Source organism: Arthrobacter sp. SAFR-179 (genome assembly GCF_059414945.1).
On record NZ_JBPFDM010000002.1, the window covers coordinates 186,237 to 200,537 of the forward strand.

At 63.5% G+C, this 14,301-nt stretch carries 9 protein-coding genes and 1 pseudogene; 9 read left to right on the forward strand and 1 reads right to left on the reverse strand.

What is annotated here, in order from left to right:
* The first annotated feature begins 247 nt into the window (after nucleotides 1–247).
* The 3 genes and pseudogenes from ACR65K_RS05240 (at nucleotide 248) to ACR65K_RS05250 (ending at nucleotide 5,979) form a co-directional block, all read left to right on the forward strand.
* A complete protein-coding gene (locus ACR65K_RS05240) occupies nucleotides 248–4,513 on the forward strand; it encodes an RHS repeat domain-containing protein (protein WP_440151618.1) in 4,266 nt (1,421 codons plus the stop codon).
* Between the two features lie 76 nt (nucleotides 4,514–4,589).
* Nucleotides 4,590–5,018, forward strand: a complete 429-nt coding sequence (locus ACR65K_RS05245; protein WP_156386175.1) for a hypothetical protein — start codon at nucleotides 4,590–4,592, stop codon at nucleotides 5,016–5,018.
* Nucleotides 5,019–5,426: 408 nt separating this feature from the next.
* Nucleotides 5,427–5,979, forward strand: a pseudogene (locus ACR65K_RS05250) (recombinase family protein).
* Nucleotides 5,980–6,336: 357 nt separating this feature from the next.
* Here the strand turns inward: ACR65K_RS05250 and ACR65K_RS05255 are convergent.
* On the reverse strand, nucleotides 6,337–7,242 hold the full coding sequence (locus ACR65K_RS05255) for a PAC2 family protein (protein WP_056333897.1): 906 nt from the start codon (nucleotides 7,240–7,242) through the stop codon (nucleotides 6,337–6,339).
* Between the two features lie 199 nt (nucleotides 7,243–7,441).
* Between ACR65K_RS05255 and ACR65K_RS05260 the strand changes: the two genes are divergently transcribed.
* The 6 genes from ACR65K_RS05260 (at nucleotide 7,442) to ACR65K_RS05285 (ending at nucleotide 14,268) form a co-directional block, all read left to right on the forward strand.
* The gene (locus ACR65K_RS05260; protein ID WP_440151918.1) at nucleotides 7,442–8,125 is read left to right on the forward strand and encodes an HAD family hydrolase; all 684 of its coding nucleotides are present in this window, start codon (nucleotides 7,442–7,444) and stop codon (nucleotides 8,123–8,125) included.
* The gene (locus ACR65K_RS05265; protein WP_056334033.1) at nucleotides 8,118–9,317 is read left to right on the forward strand and encodes a site-2 protease family protein; all 1,200 of its coding nucleotides are present in this window, start codon (nucleotides 8,118–8,120) and stop codon (nucleotides 9,315–9,317) included. Before ACR65K_RS05260 ends, ACR65K_RS05265 begins: the two co-directional genes overlap by 8 nt.
* Nucleotides 9,318–9,410: 93 nt before the next feature.
* Nucleotides 9,411–10,475 carry a tRNA (adenine-N1)-methyltransferase gene (locus ACR65K_RS05270; RefSeq protein ID WP_056333904.1) on the forward strand — a complete coding sequence of 355 codons (1,065 nt, stop codon included), beginning with the start codon at nucleotides 9,411–9,413 and terminating at the stop codon, nucleotides 10,473–10,475.
* Nucleotides 10,476–10,558: 83 nt separating this feature from the next.
* Entirely contained in the window at nucleotides 10,559–12,310 is a 1,752-nt protein-coding gene (arc, locus tag ACR65K_RS05275; RefSeq protein ID WP_056333908.1) for a proteasome ATPase, read from the forward strand.
* Nucleotides 12,307–13,980: a depupylase/deamidase Dop gene (gene dop / locus ACR65K_RS05280; RefSeq protein ID WP_440151621.1), complete on the forward strand. Its 1,674-nt coding sequence runs from the start codon at nucleotides 12,307–12,309 to the stop codon at nucleotides 13,978–13,980. Before arc ends, dop begins: the two co-directional genes overlap by 4 nt.
* An 84-nt stretch (nucleotides 13,981–14,064) precedes the next feature.
* On the forward strand, nucleotides 14,065–14,268 hold the full coding sequence (locus ACR65K_RS05285; RefSeq protein ID WP_018761343.1) for a ubiquitin-like protein Pup: 204 nt from the start codon (nucleotides 14,065–14,067) through the stop codon (nucleotides 14,266–14,268).
* The last annotated feature ends 33 nt before the right edge of the window (nucleotides 14,269–14,301 follow it).

The window sequence follows — 14,301 nt, forward strand, 5'->3', positions numbered from 1 at the left end:
ACTGGGGATTGCCGCGGATCTGTTCGTAGAAAGTTCGTGGGGGATGTCTACTGTTCAGGGCTCGATTCGTTCTGCCGTTTTTAGGCCTGTCTCGGTTGGTTTTCTCGCCATCAGGGCTGCCATCACCGCTGTTGTTGCTTTCGGCATTACGATCGCTGGGCTGAGTGCGCCCGCTTTCGCCGTTCCTGAGATTGCGGGTTCTGCCCCTGTTGCTCCAGCCTCTGTGCAGGCTCCATCGTTGGCTCCCATGCAGTCGACTCCTTCGGTGCAGGCGGGCGTGTTCGTGCCGGTGCAGGGCCGGGTTGTGGATACGAGGACAGGGTTGGGCGGGATCACGGGGCCGTTGACGCCCGATACCTGGTACCCGTTCCAGATCCTGGGGGCCGGTGGTGTCCCCACCACGGGTGTGGACGCTGTGCTGGTGTCATTGACGGTGGTGAACAGTACCGGTGCCAGTGCCGCGCAGGTGGTCCCCAATACGGGGAGGCAGCGCGAGACGACCGTGCTGTTTTCAGGGACGGGAGACACTGTTTCCAATTCCGCCATTGTCGCAGTGGGAACGGACGGGAAGCTTGCCCTGATTGCCTCCACGTCGCAGCAGTTCATGGTGGACGTGCAGGGTTATTTCACGGCGGGGGACACCCCCGCGCCGGGCGGTTTCGTCTCGGTCCCGACCTCCAGGGTGATCGATACCCGTGACGGTACCGGCTATCCTGCAGGTCTCTGGACGGGCACGGGAGTGAAGAGCCTGACTTTAAAGGGCAAAGGCGGGGTCCCGGACACGGCGACGGCTGTTTTCGCGAACATCACTGTCGTGAGCACTGACACTACTGCCGACCCTATTCTTGAGACGCTTCCCGGGGGTGGCTTCGACGCCGGCGGTGGAGCTGGGACATCGGTGAACTTCCGGAGAAATGAGACCACAGCAGTGGCAGCGGTGTTGAACCTCAACTCTGCCGGTGTGGTGGATATCAAGCACTACGCGTACGCCGTTGGTGTGCACGTGATTGTCGATATCCAGGGCTACTTCGATGGGCAGGTATCGAACAGCGCCTTCACTACCGTGGAATCCAGGCTCTACGATTCAAGACTGACGAGCAGCCCGATCCCGGCCTATGGCAGGATCGAGGTTCAGATCGCCGGGGTCGGCGGCCTGCCCGCTGCGTCGACGAATCTTGCAGGTGTCGTCTTGAATGTGACCCCGCAGAACTCGGTAGGGGTCGGGTTCCTGCGGGTCTGGCCTGCGGATGAGCCCGAGCCGAACCTGAGCACTGTGAACTACTCCGCGGATCCGGTCTCGAACAATGTGGTGGTCCGGCCCAGTGCGATCACGGGGACGGTGAAGATCTACAACGAGGGCGCCAGCCCGGTGCACGTCGTGATTGATTCGCAGGGCTGGTTCAGCAACGCGAACCTCCTGCCCCCGGTCACGGTGAACGGGACGGAGTCAGGGTCGCGCGGCAAGGCCTCGATGGTTTCGCACACCCTGACCGACTCGGCCAAACTCGCTATCAACCCGACCAGCGGCAACACGGTGCTGACCGGACGGCTCTTCAGTATCAGGGGTGTCGGGCAGGACATGAACGTCGCATGGCGATACAACTCGAAGTACGACCACCGCCCAACCTTGTCCATGGGCCGGCTGGAAACAGCCCTACGAACCGATCCCGCAACGGGGAACATGATCTACACGGCCCCGGACGGTGGCTGGTACACCTTCGCGAACACTGGAGGCGTGTACGCGATGGCGCCGGAGCTGAACGCGTCCCTGACGAAAATCTCCACCACTGAGTATTGGCTGCGGTTAAACGACAGCGGGATCACCAACGTCTACCAGGACGACGGGACCAACTTCGCCCTGGTCCGGTCCGTCGATGCGAACAGCACGAACCCGAACACCGTGACCTATACATACGGCAACGGCCGGCTGACGCAGACGACCGACACCCAGGGCCGGACAGCCTCTTACGTCTACAACGACACGAGGAACCTTAACCAGCCCTCCGCGATCACGGACAACTCACTGAACCGCACCGTGAGCATCGAATACGGCGGAGGTGAGGGACGGATGTCCAAGATCACCGACGCCACCGGCGCCATAACCACGTTCGCCTACACCAACGGGAAACTGAGCTCCTTCACCGACGGCCGCACGAACATCACCGCCCTCGCCTACGCCACGGACGGGTGGGTCAACACCATCACCTACGGGCAAGGATCAGCCGCGGCCGCGACCTGGACCTTGACGCACAACACAGACGGAAGCCTGTCCTACCTGGCCGACCCGAACAGCAAACAAACCACCTACACCCTGGACGCGAGCAAAACCCGCGTCCTGACGAGCACCGACCCGAACGGGAACAATTCCTCGGCCACCTTTGACGGCCACGACAACCGGCTGACCATCACCAATGGTCTGGGCCAGACCACCTCCGCGGCGTACAACGCCACTAATTCCCTGACGAAGATCACCTCCCCGCTGGCCGGTTCCACGGGCACCGGCGGGGATGTGTCCTTCACCTACCCCACGGCGGTCGGGGACCCGCTGCTGAACTACCGCCCTGACACTTCCACGACCAGTGAGGGCAACACCAGCACCATCCAGTACGACCCGAACACCAAAAACCCGTCGGCGATCCTGACCCCTGACAACCTCGGAGGCACACCCCGGAAGTACTACCAGGGGGACGCTGCAGGGACGATCTGTGGCGCCAAGCCCGGGTCACTATGCCGCTCCACGGACGGGAACGGCAACCAAACAACCTACAACTACGACGCGGCTGGAAACCCGGCCACGGTCGCCCCGCCCGCCCCGCTCGGGGCCACGACGTACACCTATGACGCGGCAGGCAGGGTCACCACAGCCAAGGATGGCAAGAACCAGACCGCGACCTTCACCTACGACAACAACGACCGGATCACCCAGATCCGCTACGCCGCGACTTGCGTTCCGGCGACCTGCGTCACCTACACCTATGACAACGCCGGGAACCTCACCACCAGGGTCGATGCAGCCGGCACCACCACGTACACGTGGGACGCCCAGAACCGGCCCACCGGCAAGACCATCGGCGGGGTCACCACCACCGTCACCTACGACGGGGCATCGAACGTCCTGACTTACGTCGACCCGCTCGGGACCGTGACGTACCGGTATGACGGGGCGAATCGGCTGACTGCCCTGGCCGAACCTGGCGGCTCCTGCCCAGCCACTCTGGTGTTCCCGAACGGCACCAAATGCACGGGCTTCGACTACGACAAAGCCAACCGCCGTACCGGCACCAAATACCCTAACGGGGTCAGGAACACCACCACCTACGACGGTGCAGGCAAGATCACGGCCATCACCGCGACCAACACCGGCAACACGGTCTTGGCCAAGCGGGCCTACACCTACACCCTCAACGGTACGAAAGACGGTGCGCAGCGCAAGACCATGACCACCGACACCGGAGCGGTCACCACCTACGGATACGACAAACTCAACCGGCTCACCTCCGCTGTCACCGGCACGGTTACCGAATTCTGGACCTACGACGCCAACAGCAACCGACTCACCGCCGCCAAGACCGGGACCGCCACCAGCTATTCCACCTACAACGCCGCGGACCAGCTCTGCTGGTACGGACCCACCAACGGGAACTGCTCCACCCCGACCACGGGAGCCACCAAGTACTCCTATGACGCGAACGGCAACTTCATCGATGGCGGCTCCGCCTCAAACCTGACCTACAACGTCTTCAACCAATTCACAGCCGGCACGAACGGCTCCACGGTAACGAACTACACCTACGCCGGAACCCGAAACGACGAACGCCTCACCGCCGGCAGCACCTCGTTCCTGAACGGCTCTCTGGGCGTCACCCAGCAGACCAGGACAAGCGGGACCACTTCGTTCATCCCGGACCCCGGAGGTACGCTGATCAGCATGCGCACCAGCGGCGGGGCAAGCTACTACTACACCACCGACGCTCTCGGCTCGACCATCCTGCTCACCGACAGCGCCCAAGCCAAAGCCGCCACCTACAGCTACGACTCCTGGGGAGAAGACACCGGCACCACCGGAACCAGTGCCGCCACCAACCCCTGGACCTACGCCGGCGGCTACAACGACACCACCAGCAACCGCATCAAATTCGGAGCCCGCTACTACCACCCCGCCCGCGGCCGCTTCACCCAACCCGACCCCTCCGGACAAGAACAAAACCGATACGCCTATGCTCAAGCAAATCCCTGCAATATGACGGATCCGACTGGCCTGGATGCTGCCGACGATTGCGTGCAACAAAAAATCACCAATGGCTTCTTCCGAGGCATGGCCATTGGTGCACTGGTAGGAGCCGTCATGGGTGCAGCTGCGGGCGCTTCAAGCGCAAATCCAGTCGGCGTCCTATTCGGGCTGGCAGGTGGAGCTGTGGCAGGCGCTGTTATCGGGGGTAGTCGGATGGCAATGACATCAATTGTTTATGGGAATTTTATTTGCCGCACGCCAGGGTTCGAGTGGGCGCGCTGAAATGCCAAACTTTTTCGATGCTGTTACTGTTCGCGCCGAGGCTCCATCCATACCTGTTTGGGGATTTCCTTTCCTGATGGTCCTCGCAATCTGCCTCCTCGTAGTAATTATTCTAGGCCCGGTTATGGCTACACGAACGAGGAAGTCGAAGGCGATAGCTGCGAAAGCTGGTATTGAATACAGGGGTGTTGAAGCGCATAAGTCATTCCGCGTCAATATCGAACCTGATGCTGTCACCGATCGAATTCGCTCGGTAGTTCACAGCAACGGCAGATTCAGTCGGATGGAGGAGGGGCCCATAGGACTGCGAGTCTATGTGCGGGGCAACTTTTGGACGTGGGGGGAAGTCATAGAAGTGAGGCTTATGGAGGACGCCGAGGGCACTGTGGCGCAGGCGAGTTGTCGGCCTAGGCTGAAAACGACACTGTTTGACTACGGTCAGAACGGCAAGGATCTTGCCTTGTTTATTGAATTAGTTCAAAAGAGTCTACCGGCGCATAAGTAGAAGGTGTTCGTCCACGATGATTCCTGCTGATTGCGTGAGGATTGGAAAGTTGGTTGGGCGAAGTACCAGGACTGTGCGGCTTTCGGAGTATGTGTCCTAGCATCAGTTGGCGTGTCGATCATATCTAGGAATTGAGAAACTTGGTTTCCTACCCCTTGCTGACGCCTGGATGATCGCCCGGTCGGAAGTGACCGGGTTTGTGGCACGGCTCTCCAGGTCGGTCTGAAGTTTCCAACTCTTGTCCGGAAAACTACAGCATTTCAAGACACTGGCCCCGGGTCTCGAGAGGGCCAGCGACGGCCGCGCCAGCAGTCGGAATAGCCGCGTACCCGTCGTCTCGTAAAGGCGTCTCGCGGTAAATCGTCTCGCCGCAGGTGCATCGGGGCTTTTTCGAGTCAGAATTGCCGTGTGAGGCTACTGGGTTACACCCGCGTCAGTACTTCCAGCCAAGACGCCCAGCTCCAGCTGGATGCGTTGGTCGCTGCCGGTGTGCAAAAACGCGATGTCTTCGCTGACGTGACGTCCGGAAGCAAGACGGCGATTGAGCGGCCCGGAATGAAGAGGCTCCTCGAGTATGCCGAGGAGGGTGACACCGTTGTTGTGTGGCGGGTCGACCGGCTGGGCCGGTCGCTCATCGACGTGCTGAACACGGTGGCCCTGCTGCGCGGCCGCGGTGTTCAGGTCCTTTCCATCTCCGATGGCATCGACCCGGCAACCTCGACCGGCCGGCTAATGCTGAACATGCTCGCAACTCTTGCCGAGTATGAACGCGAGCTCATCGTCGAGCGCGTCAATGTCGGCATCGCCGCAGCACGCCAGAACGGCACACGCTTCGGCCGACCCGGCCGTCATCGCGGACAAACTCGCGATCGCCCGGGACGCCCGCGCCAAAGGCCGCACCGCCGAGGACGCTGCCCGTCTCGTTGTCTGGAGCAGCGCAACGCTCTACCGCCACCAGTAAGCCCGCGCCGCACGCCAGAGCACCACAACCTAGACCGAAAAACCACGCGCTGCTCGAAGACTCCGCTTTCCGGCCTCATTTGGCCAGCGCCCAGGTCTACTGCACCGTCCTCGCTTCGCTCGGGCTGTAAAAGCGCTTTTCTGTTTTCTGCTGCTGTCCTGCGGATCGCACGTGCCCGCTTCGCCGGGCACAGCTCCGCAATGCTCCGGCAGCACGCAAAAAACGCCCGGGGGAGAGGGCGAGCCGGTGGTCAGCACCCGCGCCCACTTTCCACCCGCTTGACAAACATAGAAGCGTCGGGGGCGGGGCCAGGATTTCTCTCGGCCCCGCCTCCTTCCTGTTAACGTCTCTCCCGCGTCAGGGCCGGTCCTGGCCCCGCCGCTTCAAGTAGCGCTCAAACTCGCGGGCAATGGACTCCCCGCTGGCCTCGGGCAGGTCGGCGGTGTCCTTGGCTTCCTCCAGTTGGCGTACGTAGGCGGCAATTTCCGGGTCCTCGGTGGCCAATTCGTCCACGCCACGCTCCCAGGCGTCCGCTTCCTCCGCCAGCTCCTGGGTATCCAGCGGCACCTGCAGGAGCTCCTCGATGCGGTGCAGGAGGGCGAGCTGTGCCTTGGGCGAGGGCGCCTGTGCCACATAGTGCGGCACCGCGGCCCACAGCGATACGGTCGGTATTCCGGCCAGCAGCGCCACCTCGGACAGGACCCCCACGATGCCCACGGGGCCTTCGTACTGTGACGCTTCCAGGTTCATGCGTTCCCGAAGCTGGGCATCATCGGATGACGTGCTGACCGGGATGGGGCGGCTGTGCGGGACATCGGCCAGCAGCGCCCCCACCAGCACCACGTAGTCCACGTTCAGAGCCTCCGCATGGACCAGCAGCTCAGCGGTGTAGGCGCGCCACTTATAGGACGGCTCGGTCCCCTGAACGAAGATCACATCCACATTGGAGTTGGGCGCGCTGGCCTTATAGATTCTCGTGGAGGGCCATTTGATCTTGCGTTCACCGGCAGCGTTCCTGCGGACGGTGGGGCGCGTAAACTGGAAGTCGTAATACTCATCGGCATCGATCGATGCCACCTTCTTGCCACCCCACAACTTGTTCAGGTACCGCAGCGAATCGCTGGCCGCTTCTCCGGCGTCGTTCCACCCCTCGAAGGCGGCAAGCATTACGGTTACGCGCTGTCCGTCAGCCACCGGCTGCAGGAACCGTTCCCGCTCGGGTCCGGCACCTTGTTCGGCGGTGTCTCCCTCGAAGCTATTCATTTCTTCACCCTACGTCCAAGGTGGACACTCGCGCATGGAATGAAGCGCCGCAAAACGCCGGTAAACGGCGCAAAGTGCACCAGGCCTGCTTCATATTCGCCAAGGGCGTAGCCCACAGCCTCCGTCCAGCCCCGCCCCGTAGACTGGCTGCATGCGAAATCCTGCCGCCGGTTCCCCGCTCAAAGCCGTCCTCTGGGACATGGACGGGACCATCGTGGACACCGAGCCATACTGGATCGCCGCCGAGCATGCCTTGGTGGAAGCCCATGGCGGGACCTGGAGCCATGACCAGGCAATGCAACTGGTGGGCCAGTCACTGACGTTCTCCGCGGGCCTGCTCCAGCAGGCCGGCGTCGAGCTCGGAATCCGCGAGATCATCGATTCCCTGACGGCCCAGGTCATCAGCAGCGTCCAGCAGCAGGTGCCATGGCGACCGGGCGCCCGTGAACTCCTCGAGGAACTGCACCTGGCGGGCGTGCGCTGCGCCCTGGTCACCATGTCCGAGGGGCCGCTGGCCCGGGAAGTGGTGGCCAGCCTGCCCCGCCCCTACTTTGAAGTCCTGGTCACCGGCGACACTGTTACCCAAGGCAAGCCACACCCGGAGGCGTACCTGACCGCCGTCGAAATGCTGCAGGAACGCGACCCTGATCTCGGAATCCACCACTGCGTAGCCCTTGAGGATTCCGTCCCCGGCGTTGCCGCGGCCGTCGCCTCCGGCGTCACCACCGTGGCTGTTCCGCACATCGTTCCATTGCCGGACGACGGCAGGTATGCGCTTTGGGACTCGCTGTCCGGCCGCGGCCTGGTAGAGCTCGAAGCCCTGCTGTTGGAGGCGGGGGCAACCCGGCCCGCCGCCGCGGCCGTCGGTGACTCCCGTGGCTGAACCGGGCACTCAACAGGGTACGGAACCCGGAACCCCGGCCACGACAGGGCGACGTGAAGGGATCCCGCTGGGACGCATTGCCGGCGTTCCGGTCGTTCTTGCCTACTCGTGGTTCGTGATCGCAGCCTTCACAGTCATCGCCTACGGGCCAGTTCTGGCGCGGAACAATCCCATGCTCGGCATGAGCGCCTATATCGTGGCGTTCGCGTACGCCGTCCTGCTCCTGATTTCCGTGCTGGTGCACGAACTCGCCCACGCCCTCACCGCCAAAATCTACGGATGGCCCACGCAAAAAATCGTCCTCAACCTCTGGGGCGGGCACACGCAATTCGAAAGCTTCACAGCTTCGCCCGGCCGGTCCGTACTGGTGGCGCTGGCCGGCCCGGCAGCCAATTTCTTCCTCGCCGGCGGGGCCTGGCTGCTGCTGGGCACCAACAGCCTGGGAAGTGTCGCGGAGATCCTGACCAACATCTTCATGTGGGCCAATTTCCTGATCGCCGTCTTCAACGTCCTGCCAGGCCTGCCGCTGGACGGTGGCCGCCTGGTCGAGTCCATCGTATGGAAGGCCACCGGCAGCCAGGCGAAAGGAACCGTGGCCGCCGGCTGGGGCGGGCGCATCATCGTCCTGGCGATTGCCTACTGGTTCCTCCTTCGCCCGTACCTCGCCGGCGAGGAGCCGGACTTCAGCCTCCTCATGATCACGGTGCTGGTGGGCGGATTCCTCTGGATGGGTGCCTCTGCTTCCATCCAGCAGGGCACGCTGCGGGCACGGCTCCCACTGGTCAGCGCAGCGGGATTGTCGACGCCGGCCGTGGGCATACCTGCCAGTGGCACCGTCCGCGAGGCCCTCCGCCTGGCGGCTGCCGGAACAAAGTCCGTGGTGGTGTGCGCGCCCGACGGCCGGCCGCAGGGCGTTGTGGACCCCGGTGCGCTGGCATCGGTGCCCGGGGCAGCCGCTGATTCAACCCCCGTCACCGCTATTTCTTTTCCCTTGGCTGCCGGCGCCTATGTCCCCGAATGGTCCAAAGGGCAGGAGCTGATCCAGTTCCTATCGCAGGTTGAGGGACGCCACTATGCAGTGGTGGACCACAACGGCGGGGTCACCGGGCTGCTGACCCAGGACGTTGTCCTGGCGGCCATCACCGGAAAGAGGCAGCGCAACGATAAGCACCCGCAGGGGCAGAACCGGTAGAGTTACCTGCCGGTCGTGCATTGCCGCCGCAAAGCCCCGGTTTCCCTGGGACTTTGGCTGCGGCACAAAGGGTTTACAGGAGCGAGGAACATCATGAGCAGCGAAACTGCGGTCAACGACGCCACGGGAGCAGCGCAGGCCGGTGCTCCAGCCGGCGGCTCGCAGCCGGTGGGAGCTGCACGTCGCCGCGGCCCCTTCCGCGAAGGCGAGCGTGTCCAGCTCACCGACGAACGCGGCCGCATGAATACCATCACGCTTGAGCGCGGGGGCGCCTTCCACACCCACCGGGGCTTCCTCAACCACGACGAGATCATCGGCAAGGTGGACGGCTCCGTTGTGGTGAACAATGTTGGCCAGCAGTACCAGACCCTCCGCCCGTTGCTCTCCGACTTCGTGCTGTCCATGCCTCGCGGTGCCGCCGTCGTGTATCCCAAGGATGCAGGGCAGATCGTCACCATGGCGGATATCTTCCCCGGCGCACGCGTGGTGGAGGCAGGCGTCGGCTCCGGCGCCCTGTCCATCTCCCTGCTCCGCGCCGTGGGCGACCACGGCTACCTGCACTCCTTCGAGCGGCGCGAAGAGTTCGCCGACATCGCCCGTGGAAATGTGGAGACCATTTTCGGCGGCCCGCACCCTGCCTGGCAGATTTCCCTCGGCGACTTCCAGGAGGAAGTGGTCAAGGCTGAAGAGCCCGGCTCCGTGGACCGCGTGGTCCTGGACATGCTGGCACCCTGGGAATGCCTCGACGCCGTCGCCACCGTCCTTGCCCCCGGCGGCGTCTGGATCAATTACGTAGCAACCGTCACACAGCTCTCCCGAACGGCCGAAGCCATCCGTGCGGACGGCCGCTTCACTGAACCCGACGCCTGGGAATCGCTGGTCCGCGGATGGCACCTGGAAGGGCTGGCGGTCCGGCCGGACCACCGCATGGTGGCCCACACCGGATTCCTGCTGGTCACCCGGCGTCTCGCCGACGGCGTCACCGGCATCTCGGTCAAGCGCCGGCCGTCCAAGACCGAATTCAACGAAGAGGACGTCAATGCCTGGACTCCCGGCGCAGTAGGGGAGCGGGCAGTATCTGACAAGAAGCTGCGGCGCGCGGCCCGGGACGCCATCGCGGGAACGAACGTGGTGGACACGCCCGAGGTTACGAACTAGTCCACATTTCGGGAGTCTCCATCCCTACCCGGCATCTTGGGACTAATGTCTTTAAGAGAAGCGCAGGAAGGGGCTGATACATCATGGAGACACCAAACCAGGACTCCGGACGTACACCGGCAGAGCAGTCTGCCGCCAACGACCTCTCGGTTGCTGACCGCCAGGTCAACATACTTCGGGACAAGCTCAGGCACATCGACCGCCAGCTGGCAGCGGCGACGCAGAACAACACCAAGCTGGTCAGCATGCTTGAGACGGCCAAGGCGGAGATTCTCCGGCTGAAAAATGCCCTGGACCAGGAAGGGCAGCCGCCGTACAGCTTCGGCACCATCCTCCAGATCAATCCGAAGCGGCAGCCTTCCCCGGGCAACAGCGGCCAGGCTTCCACCGAGGAATCGGTGGATATCTTCAACGCCGGGCGGAAGATGCGGGTGGGCATCAGCCCCTTGGTAAACGTCAACCAACTGGCGGTTGGCCAGGAGGTACTGCTCAACGAAGCACTCCTGATCGTCGCAGGACTCGGCTATGAACGCGCCGGCGAGCTTGCCACCCTGAAGGAGATGCTGGGGCGTGACCGGGCCCTGGTGGTTGGCCGGGCCGACGAGGAACGCGTGGTCCGGCTTTCCGGTGCGCTCCAAGCCGAGAAGCTCAGGGTCGGTGATGCCCTCTCCGTCGATTCCCGGACCGGCTATGCCCTTGAGAAGGTGCCGCGCTCCGAGGTGGAGAACCTGGTGCTCGAAGAAGTTCCGGACATCACCTACGAGGACATCGGCGGCCTTGGTCCCCAGATCGAGCAAATCAGGGACGCAGTCGAACTGCCGTTCCTGCACCCCGACCTCTACCGTGAACACGGGCTGAAGGCCCCCAAGGGAATCCTGCTGTACGGTCCTCCGGGCTGCGGCAAGACCCTTATCGCCAAGGCCGTCGCCAACTCCCTCGCTGCCCGCGCCGCGGAACGGTCCGGGAACGTGGACCTGAAGAGTTACTTCCTGAACATCAAGGGGCCTGAACTCCTTGACAAGTACGTGGGTGAAACAGAACGGCACATCCGCCTGATCTTCTCCCGCGCCCGGGAAAAGGCCTCGGACGGCAGCCCCGTCGTGGTGTTCTTCGACGAAATGGACTCCCTGTTCCGCACCCGAGGCACCGGAATCTCCTCCGACGTCGAAACCACCATCGTGCCCCAGCTCCTCAGTGAGATCGACGGCGTGGAACGCCTCGACAACGTCATCGTCATCGGTGCATCCAACCGCGAGGACATGATCGACCCCGCCATCCTCCGGCCCGGCCGGCTGGATGTGAAAGTCAAAATCCAGCGTCCCGACGCGGAAGCCGCTGCAGACATCTTCAACAAATACATCACCACGGACCTGCCGTTCCACGAGTCGGACCTCGCTGAACACAACGGAGACATCCAGGCCACGGTTGACGCCATGGTCCAGCGCACCGTTGAAGCCATGTACTCCACGGACAAGTCCAACGAGTTCCTCGAGGTCACCTATGCCAACGGCGACACCGAGATGCTGTACTTCAAGGATTTCAACTCGGGCGCCGTGGTGCAGAACGTGGTGGACCGGGCCAAGAAGTACGCCATCAAGGACCTGCTGACCACGCACCAGAAGGGGCTCCGCATCGAGCACCTGCTGCGTGCGGTGGTGGATGAATTCCGCGAACACGAGGACATGCCGAACACCACCAACCCCGACGACTGGGCGCGCATCTCCGGCAAGAAGGGCGAACGGATCACCTATATCCGTACCATCGTCCAGGGCAAGGCCGGGCAGGAGCCGGGCAAGTCCATCGAGACGATGCCAACCACGGGGCAGTATCTATGACGGATGCAAAGGGACCTGCCGCCGGGGAATCACTCCCCGTCGGCGGGGCCATGCGGGTGATGGGGGCGGAAACGGAGTACGGCATCCACGCTCCCTCCGCTCCCTCGGCAAATGCCACCATGATGAGTGCCCGGGTGGTGCAGGCCTATGCCCAGGTCACCAGGCAGCGGGCGGCCGGCGGTGCCGAAACCCGCTGGGACTACACCGATGAAGAGCCCCTGCACGATGCCCGGGGCTGGACCGTGGACCGTGGCGCTGCACACCCCAGCCAGCTGACCGACCAGCCGCCCGTGCTTGATGCTGAGGCGGTGGCCCTGGCCTACGGCCGTGAGGAACTCGAGCTGGACGGCCAGGACGAGTCCGGGACCCTGCTGATGAACATGGTCCTTGGCAACGGTGCCCGCTTGTACGTCGACCACGCCCATCCCGAGTATTCAAGCCCTGAGGTCACCAACCCGCGGGACGCGGTGGCGTGGGATGCTGCCGGCGACCTGGTGGGGCTCGCTGCCGTCCGCCGGCTGGCCGCGGATCCCGCCCTCCCGCCGGTCAACCTCTACAAGAACAACACGGATAACAAGTCCGTGTCCTACGGTTCCCACGAGAACTACCTCATGCCCCGGTCTGTCCCTTTCGGCGACATTGTCCGCGGGCTCACGCCCTTCTTTGTGAGCCGGCAGGTGGTGTGCGGCGCCGGCCGGCTGGGGATAGGACAGGACAGCTCAACGCCCGGCTTCCAGGTCAGCCAGCGGGCGGACTTCTTCGAGGCCGAGGTGGGCCTGGAGACCACCATCCGCAGGCCCATCATCAACACCAGGGATGAACCCCATTCCACCGCCGACAAGTACCGGCGCCTCCACGTCATCATCGGTGACGCCAATCTCAGCCAGGTGTCCAACTATCTCAAGTTCGGTACCACGGCCATGGTCCTTAGCCTCATCGAGGCAGGGCTGGCTCCCAAAATCGAGGTCTACGAGCCCGTCGCGGCACTCAAAACGGTCAGCCACGATACCTCGCTCACCGCAAAGCTGCGCCTGCTGGACGGACGGCGGGTCACAGCCCTGGACATTCAGTGGATGTACCACGAGGCCGCGGCCAAGCTGGCCCAGGACACCGGCGTGGGCGACGCCCTGGACGGTGACGGGCACACCCATGACGTTCTGGAACGGTGGGCTTCCGTTCTCACCCAACTGGACACTGACAGGGCTGCCGCTGCCACTTCCGTGGAATGGCTGGCGAAACTTACGCTGCTTGACGGCTACCGGCAGCGCGATGGACTGCAGTGGAACGACGCCCGGCTTGGCCTGGTGGATCTCCAGTGGGCCGACATCAGGCCGGAGAAGGGCCTCTACTACCGCCTGTTGTCCAGGAACCGCATGCAGCGTGTGGTGGGGGATGCCGCTATTGCCGCTGCGGTGACAGAGCCCCCCGCCGACACCCGCGCCTTCTTCCGGGGCAAATGCATCAGCAGCTTTGGCAAGGATGTGGTTGGCGCAAGCTGGGATTCAGTCATCTTCGACGTGCCGGGCTACGGACGGCTTCAGCGGGTGCCCACCAGGGAACCCCTCAGGGGAACCAAAGCCCTCACCGGAGCGTTGTTCGAGCGCTACCGGGAAGCGGGACCGTTCCTTGGGGAACTGCTCGGACACAACAGCACTCCGCCTGCGGCATAAACCGCGCCGGAACGCCCGTCCCGTGGCAGGATGGGCATATCGGAGGATCCGCCGGATCCACCGGAGGAAGAAGGAGGGAAACCAATGGCAGGCCAGGAGCAGCAGCAGCCTCAGTCACGTGACAGCCAGGTCGAGGACGACATCCCCGAGGCACCACCGGCACCGCCCGAGGCCCAGGCTTCGGCATCGACCGAAGGCGTGGACGACCTGCTCGACGAAATCGACGGCGTCCTGGAATCCAACGCCGAGGAGTTCGTCCGGGCATTCGTGCAAAAGGGCGGCCAGTAACCCGGACCCCCGAAGGTGGCGGAAGCCGCGGAC